This is a genomic window from Serratia sp. ASV30, assembly GCF_016428815.1.
Lineage (GTDB): Bacteria > Pseudomonadota > Gammaproteobacteria > Enterobacterales > Enterobacteriaceae > Chania > Chania fonticola_C.
Genome location: NZ_JAELTL010000007.1, coordinates 44670 through 59597, shown reverse-complemented (window position 1 = coordinate 59597; position 14928 = coordinate 44670). Strand labels below are relative to the sequence as shown.

11 protein-coding genes are annotated in these 14928 nt (G+C 53.7%); 2 read left to right on the top strand and 9 right to left on the bottom strand.

The window, feature by feature from the left end:
* Nucleotides 1–3: 3 nt before the first annotated feature.
* The 4 genes from ompC to JHD74_RS04565 form a co-directional block, all read right to left on the bottom strand.
* Nucleotides 4–1095, bottom strand: a complete 1092-nt coding sequence (ompC, locus tag JHD74_RS04580; RefSeq protein WP_074029096.1) for a porin OmpC — start codon at nucleotides 1093–1095, stop codon at nucleotides 4–6.
* Between the two features lie 303 nt (nucleotides 1096–1398).
* Entirely contained in the window at nucleotides 1399–2799 is a 1401-nt protein-coding gene (gene asnS, locus JHD74_RS04575; RefSeq protein ID WP_024530376.1) for an asparagine--tRNA ligase, read from the bottom strand.
* Between the two features lie 265 nt (nucleotides 2800–3064).
* The gene (gene pncB / locus JHD74_RS04570; RefSeq protein WP_199061828.1) at nucleotides 3065–4270 is read right to left on the bottom strand and encodes a nicotinate phosphoribosyltransferase; all 1206 of its coding nucleotides are present in this window, start codon (nucleotides 4268–4270) and stop codon (nucleotides 3065–3067) included.
* 253 nt (nucleotides 4271–4523) lie between these two features.
* A complete protein-coding gene (locus tag JHD74_RS04565) occupies nucleotides 4524–6224 on the bottom strand; it encodes a GGDEF domain-containing protein (protein ID WP_199061826.1) in 1701 nt (566 codons plus the stop codon).
* 344 nt (nucleotides 6225–6568) lie between these two features.
* Between JHD74_RS04565 and pepN the strand changes: the two genes are divergently transcribed.
* Nucleotides 6569–9184, top strand: coding sequence for an aminopeptidase N (pepN, locus tag JHD74_RS04560; RefSeq protein ID WP_199061824.1), 2616 nt, complete (start codon nucleotides 6569–6571; stop codon nucleotides 9182–9184).
* A gap of 32 nt (nucleotides 9185–9216) precedes the next feature.
* Here pepN and ssuB read toward each other — a convergent pair whose 3' ends face one another.
* The 5 genes from ssuB to ssuE are packed head-to-tail and all read right to left on the bottom strand — an operon-like array spanning nucleotide 9217 to nucleotide 13519.
* Nucleotides 9217–9990 carry an aliphatic sulfonates ABC transporter ATP-binding protein gene (ssuB, locus tag JHD74_RS04555; RefSeq protein ID WP_024530379.1) on the bottom strand — a complete coding sequence of 258 codons (774 nt, stop codon included), beginning with the start codon at nucleotides 9988–9990 and terminating at the stop codon, nucleotides 9217–9219.
* Entirely contained in the window at nucleotides 9990–10781 is a 792-nt protein-coding gene (ssuC, locus tag JHD74_RS04550) for an aliphatic sulfonate ABC transporter permease SsuC (protein ID WP_199061823.1), read from the bottom strand. The genes ssuB and ssuC overlap by 1 nt, the downstream gene beginning before the upstream one ends.
* A gap of 11 nt (nucleotides 10782–10792) precedes the next feature.
* Entirely contained in the window at nucleotides 10793–11941 is a 1149-nt protein-coding gene (ssuD, locus tag JHD74_RS04545; protein ID WP_199061822.1) for an FMNH2-dependent alkanesulfonate monooxygenase, read from the bottom strand.
* A 15-nt stretch (nucleotides 11942–11956) separates the two neighbouring features.
* The gene (locus JHD74_RS04540; protein WP_199061821.1) at nucleotides 11957–12922 is read right to left on the bottom strand and encodes a sulfonate ABC transporter substrate-binding protein; all 966 of its coding nucleotides are present in this window, start codon (nucleotides 12920–12922) and stop codon (nucleotides 11957–11959) included.
* An 18-nt stretch (nucleotides 12923–12940) separates the two neighbouring features.
* Entirely contained in the window at nucleotides 12941–13519 is a 579-nt protein-coding gene (gene ssuE, locus JHD74_RS04535) for an NADPH-dependent FMN reductase (RefSeq protein ID WP_074028991.1), read from the bottom strand.
* A 358-nt stretch (nucleotides 13520–13877) separates the two neighbouring features.
* Here ssuE and pyrD point away from each other — a divergent pair, with 358 nt between their 5' ends.
* Entirely contained in the window at nucleotides 13878–14888 is a 1011-nt protein-coding gene (pyrD, locus tag JHD74_RS04530; protein WP_021804888.1) for a quinone-dependent dihydroorotate dehydrogenase, read from the top strand.
* The last annotated feature ends 40 nt before the right edge of the window (nucleotides 14889–14928 follow it).

The window sequence follows — 14928 nt, the reverse complement described above, 5'->3', positions numbered from 1 at the left end:
AACTTAGAACTGGTAAACCAGACCGGTAGCTACGATGTTATCAGTAGCGATGCCGTTAGCACGAGTAAAGTCGTTTTCGTCCAGCAGGTTGATTTTGTAGTCAACGTAGGTAGACATGTTTTTGTTGAAGTAGTAAGTAGTACCTACATCAATGTATTTAACCAGGTCGTTGTCAGTGCCGTTAGGGCCAGCCAGGTTCTTACCTTTAGACTGCAGGTAAGCGATAGATGGACGCAGGCCGAAATCGAACTGGTACTGTGCTACCACTTCAAAGTTCTGAGTTTTGTTAGCGATGGTGTTAGACGCGCTACCGTATGGAGTCATGTTGCGGGTTTCCGCATACATGGTTGCCAGGTAGACGTTGTTGGCATCGTATTTAGCACCAACGGTCCATGCATCAGCTACGTTACCGCCAGCAGTGCTGTTATCTTTCTGGTCAATGGTACGGTTAGATGAAGAGTATGCTGCACCTAAGCTGACACCGGTATCCAAAATTGCGTAGGTGGTAGAAACACCAACACCGTCACCGTTTTGTTTCTTCAGCTCACGCTTGTCGTTTTCGTTCTTGCCTTGATACTGCAGAGCGAAGTTCCAACCATCAACCATACCGAAGAAGTTGTTGTTACGGTAAGTAGCAACACCGTTAGCACGGCCGGTCATGAAGTTGTCGGTAGTGGTGTAAGTATCGCCACCGAACTCTGGCAGCATATCTGTCCAGCCTTCAACGTCATACACTACGCCGTAGTTACGGCCGTAATCGAATGAACCGAATTCAGCAAATTTCAGACCCGCGAAGCCCAGACGAGTCTTAGTACCTTCGGTACCTTGTGACTCAGCGTGGTTAGCTTGAACGTTGTATTCCCACTGGCCATAACCGGTCAGTTGGTCAGTAATCTGGGTTTCACCTTTGAAGCCAAAACGCACGTATGACTGGTCGCCATCGTTGTTTTTGTCGTTAGAGAAGTAGTGCAGACCGTCAACTTTACCGTACAGATCCAGTTTGTTGCCGTCTTTGTTGTAGATTTCAGCTGCGTTGGCTGCACCAGCTGCTAACAGAGCTGGGATCACTACTGCAAGAATGTTGCGCTTCATCATCATTATTACCCTCATTGGTTTTATTCGGACACCTTGCCACTGCCGCCAATAATTCTTTTGGAACTATTGTTGATAGATTGGTGTCGTCCTGTGTCTGCACGCAGTGTTCCATTCACGGGCAGGTTTATCTAGAACGAAAATGCTACCAATGTCGCAATTTGGTTTCAGAAAGCAACGATGTGTAACAATTTATGTATTTTAGGGAACTTTGTGATGTAGGTCAATAATCAAAAATGCGAAAGGCCAGCTAAGCTGGCCTTTATTATGTAAAAAAAATGTTTAAATTATGCTGGGTTTTATGACTTAGAAGCTGGCGTTACGTGGCGTTCTTGGGAACGGGATCACGTCACGGACGTTCTGCACCCCGGTGACATAGGCGATTAAACGCTCAAAACCTAAGCCAAAACCGGAATGTGGCACGGTGCCATAGCGGCGCAGGTCACGATACCACCAATAATCTTCTTTATTGAGGCCCATCTCTGCCAGACGCTGATCCAGGACATCCAGACGCTCCTCGCGCTGTGAACCACCGATGATTTCACCAATGCCCGGTGCCAGCACGTCCATCGCCGCGACGGTTTTGCCATCTTCGTTCATGCGCATATAGAAGGCTTTGATATCTTTCGGGTAGTTTTTCACCACTACCGGGGCTTTGAAGTGTTGCTCGGCCAGATAGCGTTCGTGTTCAGATGAAAGATCGATACCCCATGAAACCGGGTTCTCGAAGGTCTTGCCGGAAGCGATCAGGATCTCGACCGCTTCGGTGTAGTCCACCTGGGCGAAATCAGAAGAGACAAAGCGCTTCAGGCGGTCAATAGCGTCTTTATCTACCCGTTCAGCAAAGAATTGCAGATCGTCGGCACGTTCATCCAGCACCGCCTGGAAGACATACTTCAGCATGCTTTCGGCCAGCCCGGCAACGTCGTCCAGGGTAGCAAAGGCGACTTCCGGCTCAATCATCCAGAATTCCGCCAGGTGACGGCTGGTGTTCGAGTTTTCGGCACGGAAGGTGGGGCCAAAGGTATAAATTTTTGACAGTGCACAGGCGTAGGTTTCGCCGTTCAACTGGCCGGATACGGTCAGGAAGGCTTCTTTACCGAAGAAATCCTGGCTGAAATCGACCGCACCTTTATCGGTGCGCGGCAGGTTTTCCATATCCAGCGTGGAGACGCGGAACATTTCACCGGCACCTTCGGTGTCAGAGGCGGTGATCAACGGGGTAGAAACCCAGAAATAACCGTTCTCGTGGAAGTAGCGGTGGATAGCCTGTGCCAACGTGTGGCGAACGCGGGCAACCGCGCCAATCAGGTTGGTACGTGGGCGCAGGTGGGCAACTTCACGCAGGTATTCGATGCTGTGGCGTTTGGCCGCCATTGGATAGGTGTCCGGATCGTCAACCCAACCAACCACCTTGATGGCCGTGGCTTGCAGTTCGAAACTCTGGCCTTCACCCGGCGATGGCACTACGGTACCGGTCACTTCAACGGAACAGCCGGTGGTCAGGTGTAACACTTCGTCCTGATAATTCGGCAGAGAATCATTAACGACGGCCTGTAACGGATTAAAGCAGGAGCCGTCATAAACGGCGAGGAAGGAGATACCAGCTTTAGAATCTCTCCGGGTACGTACCCAACCGCGCACGGTGACTTCACTGTCAACCGCAGCACGACCTTGCAGTACGTCGACTACAGGCACTACGCTCATAGATTTCTCTCTTATAAGTTTTTCAGAAATAGGCTAACAACCCAAGAATTTGGGGATGTTGCTATGTTACTTGCCGCGTTGCAGAGCACAAGCAGAAATCATCAGAATGGGACAACATTTATTGCAGTGGGATAAAAAACAGGAGGTATATAAAGGAAGAGAGGGATCGCTGGTGAGAAATGCCACACGGTTTGTATCACCGGTTGGCTCCTGTTCCTTAATGCACCTCCGTACAGTTCCCTCTCCCAGAGGGAGAGGGGGCACCTTAACTGGCTTTCTTCACCAGTGGCAGATCGAAGGCTTTGCGCAGTGCTTTGACAAACGCAGGGTCCTGGCAGATGGTTTTGCCTGGGCTATCGGACAGTTTAGCCACCGGCTTGCCTTTACACTCGACCAGCTTGATCACGATATTCAATGGCTTGACGCCGGGGATATTGCAGGTCAGACGCGTGCCGATACCGAACGCCAGGTTGATACGCCGATCAAAGTGGCGATACAGCGCCAACGCCTTATCCAGATCCAGATTGTCTGAAAACACCAGCGTCTTGCTCATGGGATCGATACCCAATTGCTGGTAATGGGCAATGGCTTTTTCACCCCATTCGATCGGATCGCCAGAGTCGTGGCGCAACCCTTGATAACGCTGGGCAAACTGCTTGCCGAAATCACGCAGGAACGCATCCATGGTGATACAGTCGGTAAGGGCTATGCCGAGCTGATCGGGATATTCATCCAGCCAGGCCTGCAAGGCGGCACGCTGGCTGTTGGCCAGCACCGGGCTAATCTGTTGATGAGCCTGGAACCATTCATGGGCTTGTGTGCCAACCGGTATCAGATCCAGTCGATGCGCCAAATCGTAGTTACTGGTGCCAACCAGATAGGGGAATTCGTTTTTCAACGTGCTGACAATGGCTTGTTGCACATCGCGGGAGAAGCGACGACGGCTGCCAAAGTCCATCAGCTTGAAGCGTGAGATATCAATATCTCCGCTCAGTTGCTTGAACTGTGCCAGGTTCTGGCGCAACTGGCTGATTGCCATCTCTGGCGTGGCCTGTGGAGAGCGCTGGCGGTGCACGACTTCGCTGATCACTGCCAATAACGGCACTTCCCACATAATCACTTCGCGCCAGGGGCCAGCGATACGGATATGCAATTTGCCGTCGTGATTGCTAATGCTGACCTGTTGCGGATCGTAGCGAAACTCCCGCAGCCAGCTCAGGTAATTCTGATGGAAGAAAGGCAGGCTGGAGAGATAGCGGTGTTCGGCTTCGGTTAGCGCCAACTCGCTCATCATGGCAACCTGCGCGCGGATCTCGTCGGCATATTCGCCTAGCAGTTCGTCGCCACGGCAACGAAACTCCGCCGCAACGGTAATTGCGGGGTAGCGATGGAACACTGCTTGCTGCATATGAAGCTTGTAGGCGTCAGTATCAAGCAGTGAAGTCAAAATCGGGGAAGCGTATAGAGTCATATCGCGTTACAGCATCCTCGTCAGGCGCGTGTCCAAATCCGGATAATCAAAAAAGTGGGGGGAGTATACCCGGATTATCCTGTTATTGAAGCCTCATCACACCACAAATGGCCTGAACGGGTCGAGGATAAAACGTGCCTTTATTTTACTGGGGGCGCAACCTCAGACAGAAAAAGCCATTTAATCCAATAAACTGAATGGCTTAGTTGATTTACTCATAAAAATTATGAGGTTAATTATTTTAAACACCGATTCAGATAAAACCGGTTGGCGTATAAATACTGACCCGATTGCGCCCGCTCTTCTTACAAAAATAGAGCGCTTCGTCGGCCTGCTTGATGGCTGGATGCAGTTCTGCCAGGTTGCCTACGGCAGCGATGCCACAGCTGATGGTAAAGCGCACCCGTTTTCCGTTGACCAACTCCAGGCACATCTGTTGGGTTTGCTCACGCAGGGCTTCCATCATGCTGCGGGCATTTTCCAGGGAACAGTGACCGAGCAGCAGGGCAAACTCCTCACCGCCATAGCGGCAAAAGATATCGCTGGAACGGAAGGTGTTACTTAACGACTGGGCGAACATCACCAGCACTCGGTCGCCGACATCGTGGCCATAGGTATCGTTAAGACGCTTGAAGTTATCGATATCGATCAGACAGAACGCCAGCGGATAGCTACTCTGGGCGAGCATCTCACACTCGAGGAAAAATTTGCGGCGGTTATAAATGTTGGTCAACGGATCGAAGAATGACGAGACTTCCAGCTCTTTGATTAGCTGTTGCTTTTCGTTTTCCAGCGCGAGCTTGACCTGATTGTATTGTTTGAGCTGGGTGATGGCATCACTGATGGCGATCAGCTCTTTGCTGTAAAAAGCGTCGTTGTCATCAATATTCGTATCGCCTTGTGACAGGCGCAGAATATTTTTATGCGTTTTGGTCAGCCAGCGGGTAATGTTGGAACAGAAGATCATGGAAGGCAGCAGGATGAACAGGGCAATCAGCCCACTCAGAGAAATCATGCCGTAGATGGCCGTCTGGCTATCATACTTTTTGGCTTCGGAAGCGGCCATCTCCAGCTCAAAGCTGCGCTCATAGAGTCTTTGGGAAAGCTTGTCCATCTCCTCGATATAGCTGGCGATCAGGTTGATGTCATAGACGGTATTGTGGGTAATGGCTTGATATAGCCCGTCTGAAATGCTGCTGATCCGGTTGTTGGAGATGTTACGCAGTATCTCATCCACCAGTTCGGCAATCTGCGGATCGTTATAGGCCAGCTTTAAGAACGCCAAACGGGTACCGAGCGGGGTGAATACCCCGGTCAATTGGATGGCCTTCAGATAAGCATTCTTGCGTTCCAGGCTGCTGAGATTGACGTCGATAATCTGATCGATCAGTTCGGTCAGCGACATATTCAGCCGATTATTAAGGCGAACAGCCTCCAAAAACAGAAAAGAGTCCGCATTGATCAGCCGGGTGTCGTAGGTATAGCGGTAGAAGGCTTTGGTGGTCTGGACGATATAATAGGCGCTGTTGATATTGAACAGATTGCTGTTGGCAGTGTCGACTTGCGTGACCTGACGTGAATCGTTATCCAGCAGCCTTTCCATCCAATCGAGCATGGACAGTATGGCAATCTTTTGCCGAATGCCCAGGCGCAGGGCGAGATCGGCGTCAACATTGGATTTAACAATCGCGATTTTTTCACGCGCCTGTTTATCGGCCTGTTGCCATTGGGCTTGGGTCACGGATTTATCCGCCAGGCCTAATCTTTTTAACCGGTGTGCCAGCAGCGTAGCCTGAAAGGCCTCGGCCACTTCTTTGGTTCTGCTGATTTTATACAGATTTTCCAGACTTTGGTGATAGCTAGCCCGGGCTTTTATCAGCCCATTGGCGATAAAAACCGCAAAAGACAGCATGATGGCAAAGGTGAAGAAATAGATAAGGTATTTTACTTTCATGCCAATCCGTTTCTCCTACTGGCTCTTGGATAATTATATCATTGCTAGCGCTGGTTTTCCTCCGCAATTCGGTTGCCAACGGGGATGGAACCGCGCCTGTTAAAGCATAAAATGCTGAGTTTGACGTTAAGCGAAGCGCCAGGGTAGCTGGAGCATAGCAAACAACAGCGAATGTCTGCGTGAGTCGCGTGATTTCTTGGTGCGATTTGCTGCCATTTCTGGGTTTTTTTTATAGCTGTGATACAGTTTATTCACAATCGGGCCATTGAGATACCACGTCGTCCTGCACGGCGGTACGCTCCGAGTCCGGGATCTGTAACTCACTGAGACGTCAAAGGGTTTTTATGACACAACAGCCACAGGCGAAGTATCGCCACGATTATCGCGCCCCAGATTATACCATCACCGATATCGACCTGGATTTTGAACTGGATGCAGACACCACGCGCGTGACCGCCGTCAGCCAGATCAAACGGCAGGGTGCCGCTGGCGCCCCGTTAACGTTGAATGGCGAAGACCTGACTCTGGTGAGTATTCAAGTGGATGGGCAGCCTTGGAGCGCCTATCGTCAGCAGGAAAACCAACTGGTCATTGAACAGCTACCGGCTCAGTTTACCCTGACGATCGTCAACGACATTCATCCAGCCAAAAATAGCGCGTTGGAAGGGCTATACCTGTCTGGCGAAGCGCTGTGTACCCAATGCGAGGCCGAAGGCTTCCGCCATATCACCTTCTATCTGGATCGCCCAGACGTGCTAGCCCGTTTTACTACCCGCATCGTCGCCGATAAAGCACGTTATCCTTTCCTGCTGTCGAACGGCAACCGGGTGGCTGAAGGTGACCTGGCAGACGGCCGTCACTGGGTACAATGGCAGGATCCGTTCCCGAAACCTAGCTATCTGTTTGCGCTGGTGGCGGGGGATTTTGACGTGTTGCGTGATAGCTTCACCACCCGTTCTGGTCGTAAGGTGGCCTTGGAGCTGTTTGTCGATCGCGGCAACCTGGATCGTGCCGATTGGGCCATGACCTCGCTGAAAAACTCGATGAAGTGGGACGAAACCCGCTTTGGCCTGGAATACGATCTGGATATCTACATGATCGTCGCCGTGGATTTCTTCAACATGGGGGCGATGGAGAACAAAGGGTTAAATATCTTTAACTCGAAGTATGTGCTGGCCAAGGCCGAAACCGCCACCGACAAGGATTACCTGAATATTGAAGCGGTGATTGGCCACGAATATTTCCATAACTGGACCGGCAACCGCGTGACCTGCCGTGACTGGTTCCAACTTAGCCTGAAAGAAGGGCTGACGGTGTTCCGCGATCAGGAGTTCAGCTCCGACCTGGGCTCCCGTTCGGTCAACCGCATCGATAACGTACGGGTGATGCGTGGGGCGCAGTTTGCCGAAGATGCCAGCCCGATGGCGCACGCGATCCGGCCGGATAAAGTGATCGAGATGAACAACTTCTACACCTTGACGGTGTATGAGAAAGGATCCGAAGTGATCCGCATGCTGCATACGTTGCTGGGAGAACAACAGTTCCAGGCGGGGATGCAGCTCTATTTCGAACGCCACGACGGCAGTGCGGCCACCTGCGATGATTTTGTACAGGCAATGGAAGATGCTTCCAACGTCGATCTGTCGCTGTTCCGCCGCTGGTACAGCCAGTCCGGCACGCCGCTGCTGACGGTGCGTGATGACTATAGCGCCGAGGATCAACAATACCGCTTGCACGTCAGCCAGAAAACCGCGCCGACGGCCGATCAGCCAGAAAAACTGCCGTTGCATATCCCGCTGGATATTGAGCTTTACGACAGCGAAGGCAACGTCATTGCCTTGCAGAAAGACGGTTCACCGGTCAATAACGTGTTGAACGTCACCGCCGCCGAACAGACTTTTGTGTTTGATGGCGTCGCGCATAAGCCGGTTCCTTCGCTGCTGCGTGAGTTCTCGGCACCGGTCAAGCTGGATTATCCGTACAGCGATCAGCAACTGACCTTCCTGATGCAGCATGCACGCAATGAGTTTTCTCGCTGGGATGCCGCGCAGAGCCTGCTGGCCATCTACATCAAGCTGAACGTGGCCAAATATCAGCAGAAGCAGCCATTGTCGCTGCCGCTGCACGTGGCAGATGCCTTCCGGGCGGTGCTGCTGGATGAGAAGCTGGATCCGGCCCTGGCCGCGCAGATCCTCACGCTGCCATCGGAAAACGAAATTGCCGAGCTGTTCGCCATTATCGATCCACAAGCCATTTCGGCGGTGCATGAGGCGATCACCCGTTGCCTGGCTAAAGAGCTGGCCGATGAGTGGCTGGCGGTGTATCACGCTAATAAAACCGATGGGTACCGGGTTGAGCACGGCGATATTGCCAAGCGTTCACTGCGTAATATTTGCCTGCATTATCTGGCCTTCGGCGATGCAGAACAGGCCGACAGGCTGGTGGTGCAACAGTTCCAGCAGGCCGACAACATGACCGATTCGCTGGCGGCACTGGCCGCGGCGATGGGGGCACAGCTGCCTTGCCGTGATGCCTTGATGGCCGAGTTTGATGAGCGCTGGCATCACGATGGTCTGGTGATGGACAAGTGGTTCATCCTCCAGGCCACCAGCCCGGCGGCAGACGTACTCGGTAAGGTGCGTGCGCTGCTGCAACACCGTTCATTCAGCCTGAGTAATCCAAACCGCACCCGCTCGCTGATTGGTGGATTCGCCTCGGCTAACCCGGCGGCGTTCCATGCAGCAGACGGCAGCGGTTATCAGTTCCTGGTGGAGATCCTCAGCGATCTGAACAAGCGTAACCCACAGGTTGCCGCGCGGCTGATTGAACCTCTGATCCGCCTGAAGCGCTATGATGCCTCTCGTCAGGCGTTGATGCGTCAGGCGCTAGAGCAGTTAAAAGGGCTGGAGAACCTGTCTGGCGATCTGTTTGAGAAGATCACCAAGGCGCTAGACGCGTAAAAAGCAAGGGGACGGCATTTGCCGTCCCCTGATTAATTCGCCACCCGGCGGGAGTTCTCGACAGCTTGCGGTGGTGCCAACACTCTTGCCAATACCTCTGCTTCCAGCTCCGCCAGTTTTGCCGAGCCTTTACGACGTGGCCGTGGTAAATCGATGGTCAAATCCAGCCCGATACGTCCTTCTTCGATTAACAGCACCCGATCGGCCAGCGCGATCGCCTCACTAACGTCATGCGTGACCAGCAATACGGTGAAACCATGCTGTTGCCAAAGCGTTTCGATCAGCCCCTGCATTTCAATACGGGTTAACGCGTCCAGTGCCCCCAACGGTTCATCCAACAGCAATAGCCGTGGGCGATGGATCAACGCACGGGCCAGGGCGACACGCTGTTTCTGCCCGCCAGACAGCGCGGCTGGCCATTCATTGGCACGATCGGCCAGCCCAACGGTGGTTAACGCCTGCAATGCAGCATCACGCCAGTTGCCGCGCAGGCCAAGCCCCACGTTATCGATCACCTTTTTCCACGGCAGCAGGCGAGCATCCTGAAACATCAGACGGGTATCGTCTTTGGCGTGGCTGAGCGGGGCATTCCCACTCAACAGTGTCCCGCTGTTGGCCGTTTCCAGCCCTGCGAGCAGGCGTAATAAGGTGCTTTTACCACAGCCGCTGCGGCCAACCACGGCCACAAACTGGCCTGCGGTGATGCGGAGTTGCAGATCGTCCAGCACGGTGCGATTGCCATAACGCTTGGTGATGGCTTCCAGGGTAATGGGGGTGCCTTGCGGGATGCGAGTCGGTGCCGTCATTATGCTTCTCCTGATTTCAGTTGATAGGCCGGATGCCAGCGTAACCAGACACGTTCGAGCAATTGTGCGCAGGCATCGGCCAGTTTGCCGAGCAGGGCATATAGAATGATGGCGACCACCACCACGTCGGTCTGTAGGAATTCACGGGCATTCATCGCCAGGTAACCGATGCCCGAGTTGGCGGAGATGGTTTCGGCGACGATCAGTGTCAGCCACATAAACCCGAGGGCGAAACGCACGCCGACCATGATCGAAGGCAGAGCGCCGGGTAGCACCACCTGCGTGAACAGGCCAAAGCCGCTCAGGCCGTAGCTGCGTGCCATTTCCAGCAAGCCACGATCGATATTCTTGATACCGTGATAGGTATTCAGATAGATCGGGAATAGCGTACCCAGAGCCACCAAGAAGATTTTGGCGGACTCGTCGATGCCGAACCATAAGATCACCAGCGGGATCAGCGCCAGATGCGGCACGTTACGGATCATCTGTACCGAGCTGTCGAGCAGACGTTCTCCCCAGCGGGACAGGCCAGTAATGAATCCCAGCACCAGGCCAATGCTGCCACCGATACTGAAGCCAATCAGCGCGCGCCAACTGCTGATGGTCAGGTGTTGCCACAGCTCGCCACTCTGGGTTAAAGCCCAAAAGGCAGCCACTACGGCGCTCGGCGCGGGTAAGATACGGTTAGATAACCAGCCAGCCTCAACGGAGATCTGCCAGCCAATCACCAGCGCGACCGGCAAAGCCCAGGGGGCTAGCCGGTGCAGAATTTGTTGTGCACCGATCGCCATCACTGTTCTCCTCAGCTTTGTGACACTTTTTGTGGGACATAGATATTGGCGACCACTTCACCCTGCGGTTTGATCGCACGCAGTTGGGTCGGTAGTTCGCTGGCCGCCAGATCGAGATGCGGGAACAGCAGTTCACCTACGCGATAGGCCTCTTCCAGATGCGGGTAACCGGAAAGAATAAAGGTATCGATACCCAGATCGGCATATTCCTGAATGCGTTCCGCCACCGTTGGGCCATCTCCCACCAAAGCCGTGCCAGCACCGCCACGCACCAATCCGACACCGGCCCACAGGTTAGGGCTGATTTCCAGATTGTCTTTCTTGCCGCCATGTAAGGCCGCCATTCGCTGTTGGCCAACGGAGTCGAAGCGGGCAAAGGCTTTCTGTGCATCCGCAATGGTTTGATCATCCAGATTGGCGATCAAACGATCGGCCGCTTGCCAGGCTTCTGCGGTGGTTTCGCGCACGATGACGTGCAAACGGATACCGAAGCGGACTTTACGCCCCAGGGCTGCCGCTTTGGCTCGTACTTCCTCTATTTTTTCTTTTACCTGGGCAGGGGGTTCTCCCCAGGTCAGATACAGTTCAACCTGCTCGGCTGCCAGATCCTGTGCCGCCTCTGAAGAACCGCCAAAATACAGCGGTGGGCGAGGTTGCTGCACCGGGGGAAACAACAGCTTGGCGCCTTTCACCTGAATATGCTTACCGGCGAAATCGACGGTTTCACCTTCCAGCACTTTGCGCCACACATGGGTAAATTCGGCGGAGGCCTCATAGCGTTCGGTGTGGTTAAGGTGCAAACCTTCCGCTGCCAGCTCTTCCGGATCGCCACCGGTCACCAGATTGAAGAGGGCGCGGCCATTGGAAAGGCGATCCAGCGTGGCGGCCTGCCTGGCTGCCAACGTCGGGGAGATGATACCAGGGCGAAGGGCCACCAGGAATTTCAGCCGTTGCGTGACAGGAATTAATGACGCGGCAACCAGCCAAGAATCTTCGCAAGAGCGCCCCGTTGGGATCAGCACGCCGCCGAAACCGAGCCGGTCAGCAGCCTGGGCGATCTGCTGAAGATAACCGTAATCGACCGCACGTGCCCCTTCCGAACTTCCCAGATAGTGGCCATCTCCGTGAGTCGGTAAAAACCAGAATACGTTAATGCTCATAGGGTTCTCTCCTGATTATTGTGCGGCTGGATGCCAGACGCGTTGAGAAATATCGACCTGCACCGGAACCAACCGGTTGGCGAAAAAGAGATCGGCGGTTTTTTGCTGGGCAGCAATGGTGGCGTCCCCCAAGGGTTTGATGGCCGTTGGCGGGCGATGATCCAGATAGCTGGCAATCACCGCTTCCGGTAAGCCCATCGCCTTGGCCAGCAGGGTAATGCTCTGCGCCCGATCGCTATGCGTCAGCGCATCTGCCTGGGTCAGTACCGCCAGCACCTGCTGGATGAACGGGCCGTTGGCTTCGGTATAAGGGCGAGCGGCCAGGTAGAAAGAGCCGGTCTGGTTCAATTCGCTGCCATCGGTCAATACCCGCACACCGCCTTGCAGCAACGCGGCAGAATAGTAGGGATCCCAGATCACCCAGGCATCGACGTTGCCCTGTTGGAAGGCTGCTCTGGCATCGGCGGGCGTCAGATAAACCGGTTGGATATCGGTAAACTTCAGGCCGTCCCTTTGCAGTGCCCGCAGCAGCAAGTTGTGTGAGCTGGAGCCTTTCTGGAAGGCTACTTTGTGGCCTTTCAACTCGGCGACGCTGTGGATCGGGCTATTTTCCGGCACCAGGATCACTTCCGCCTTGGGTTTTGGCGGCTCTACGCCGACGTACAGCAGGTCGGCCCCGGCAGCTTGGGCAAAGATTGGCGGGATATCGCCGGTGCTGCCCAGATCGATGCTGCCGACGTTCAGCGCCTCGAGCATCTGTGGGCCCGCCGGGAATTCGATCCAACTGATGTTGGTCGTGGGGAAGCGTTGTTCCAGCAATTGATGGGTTTTGGCCAACACCAGACTCACCGAGCCTTTTTGGTAGCCGATACGAAACTGAGCAGGCGCGTTATCTTGTGCGACGACGGTATTGGTCAGCGCCAGCGCCATGATGGCGGCCAGCGCACCGGTGCTAAGCCAACGGCGGAAAGAGAGTGGCATGATGATTTCCTTAGGCGGTTAGGCAGTTTGCCGGGTTAACAGAGAGGCGGCGGTGTTTAGCGCCGGCGGTTTACGGCGGCTGAGCGCCAGATAAAAACTGTCCAACGCTTCGTTCAGACGCGCGGCCACCCCATCGGATAGCTGGGCCTGTTCACCGTTAAGCACTATCTGGCCGTCATCGGCAAACACGCCGTGCAGCACTTCCTGGGCTTTCAGCGCCGTTAGTACCGGTTTCAACGCATAGTCCACCGCCAGCATGTGGCCGATGGAGCCGCCGGTGGCCAGCGGTAGAACCACTTTGTGTTCCAGCGCTCGTTCAGGAAGCAGGTCGAGTAAGGTTTTCAGCGCGCCAGAAAACGATGCCTTATAAACCGGCGTGGCGATCAAGAGGCCATCCGCAGCGGCCAGTTGCGCGGCAAAGGCTTTAATATCAGGGCTGTTAAAATTGGCGCGCAGCAGGTCTTCAGCCTGGAAATCGTGCAGGGTATAGGGGATCACTTCTACCTGCTGCTGTTGTAGCCAGCGTTGGCTCAGTTGTAACAGCGCCGCCGAGCGTGAGGGGAGCCTTGGGCTGCCAGCCAGAGAAATAACGCGCATCGCCACTCCTTATATCGAAAAGTTATCAATGTTAAATTAATGTTCGAAAAGTGTTTTAAAGCTAACAGCAAAAGGGGGCGTTATTTAAATCTCTTTTTTTGATTTTGATATGCGCAAAGGGGGAAAAGCAGGGAAGTAGCTCCATACAAGGGAAACGATTGCGCTAAACGCGCTTTTTTTGCCTTTAATCAATTCCAATTGGCGAGGGGATACCGGATAATACGCCCCCGGTCGACAGGCCTATCCTGCTGACTTGAGGTTGTCGCTAAATAACCGCAACACCTGTATCCACATCAGGCACAGCGATTTACTTGCGACCTCAAGTCAGCAGGATATCACCGGGAAATCAGGAGAGTACATGTACTACCCCATCGTCAGGAAAGCCTTGTTCCAGCTCGATCCCGAGCGCGCACACGAATTGACCTTCAGTCAACTGCGACGTATTACCGGCACCCCACTAGAGTTTCTTATCCGTCAGTCGGTGCCGAGCAAACCGGTGAGCTGCATGGGGCTCTCCTTTAGCAACCCATTAGGTTTGGCTGCCGGTCTGGATAAAGACGGCGAGTGCATTGATGCCTTTGGCGCGATGGGCTTTGGCTTTGTTGAGGTCGGTACCGTTACACCGCGTCCGCAAGCGGGCAATGATAAACCGCGTCTGTTCCGCCTGGTCCCGGCCGAAGGGCTGATCAACCGCATGGGGTTCAATAACCACGGCGTAGACAATCTGGTTGAAAACGTTAAAAAATCCCATTTTGGCGGCGTGCTGGGGATCAATATCGGCAAGAATAAAGACACGCCGGTCGAGCAGGGCAAAGACGATTATCTGATCTGTATGGATAAGGTTTATCCGTATGCCGGCTATATCGCGATTAATATCTCATCACCCAATACTCCGGGATTACGATCCTTACAGTATGGTGAAGCGCTGGACGATCTGCTAGCGGCGATAAAAAATAAGCAGGCCCAATTGCAGGCTCGCCATCACAAATATGTGCCGGTTGCGGTAAAGATCGCGCCGGATCTTTCAGAGGAAGAACTGATCCAAATAGCGGACAGTTTAGTGCGTCATAATATAGATGGGGTCATTGCCACCAATACCACCCTCGATCGTAAACTGGTTCAGGGATTGAATTACTGCGATCAGGCAGGGGGATTAAGTGGCCGTCCGGTACAGTTACGCAGCACCGAAGTGATCCGTCGTTTGTCGCAGGAGTTGCAAGGGCGCTTGCCGATTATCGGCGTTGGTGGAATTGATTCCCTGACGGCGGCACGGGAAAAAATGGAGGCCGGGGCAACTTTGGTACAAATTTATTCCGGTTTTATCTTCCACGGACCGCGTTTGATTAAAGATATCGTTACCCATATCTAATATTTTGCCTTTCATTTTCGACCGGGGGTTTATTTCTGCC

Excerpts from the sequence above, each read along its gene's own strand:
- ompC (WP_074029096.1), bottom strand. The coding sequence starts at position 1,095 with ATGATGAAGCGCAACATTCTTGCAGTAGTGATCCCAGCTCTGTTAGCA.
- asnS (WP_024530376.1), bottom strand. The coding sequence starts at position 2,799 with ATGAGCGTAGTGCCTGTAGTCGACGTACTGCAAGGTCGTGCTGCGGTT.
- pncB (WP_199061828.1), bottom strand. The coding sequence starts at position 4,270 with ATGACTCTATACGCTTCCCCGATTTTGACTTCACTGCTTGATACTGAC.
- JHD74_RS04565 (WP_199061826.1), bottom strand. The coding sequence starts at position 6,224 with ATGAAAGTAAAATACCTTATCTATTTCTTCACCTTTGCCATCATGCTG.
- pepN (WP_199061824.1), top strand. The coding sequence starts at position 6,569 with ATGACACAACAGCCACAGGCGAAGTATCGCCACGATTATCGCGCCCCA.
- ssuB (WP_024530379.1), bottom strand. The coding sequence starts at position 9,990 with ATGACGGCACCGACTCGCATCCCGCAAGGCACCCCCATTACCCTGGAA.
- ssuC (WP_199061823.1), bottom strand. The coding sequence starts at position 10,781 with ATGGCGATCGGTGCACAACAAATTCTGCACCGGCTAGCCCCCTGGGCT.
- ssuD (WP_199061822.1), bottom strand. The coding sequence starts at position 11,941 with ATGAGCATTAACGTATTCTGGTTTTTACCGACTCACGGAGATGGCCAC.
- JHD74_RS04540 (WP_199061821.1), bottom strand. The coding sequence starts at position 12,922 with ATGCCACTCTCTTTCCGCCGTTGGCTTAGCACCGGTGCGCTGGCCGCC.
- ssuE (WP_074028991.1), bottom strand. The coding sequence starts at position 13,519 with ATGCGCGTTATTTCTCTGGCTGGCAGCCCAAGGCTCCCCTCACGCTCG.
- pyrD (WP_021804888.1), top strand. The coding sequence starts at position 13,878 with ATGTACTACCCCATCGTCAGGAAAGCCTTGTTCCAGCTCGATCCCGAG.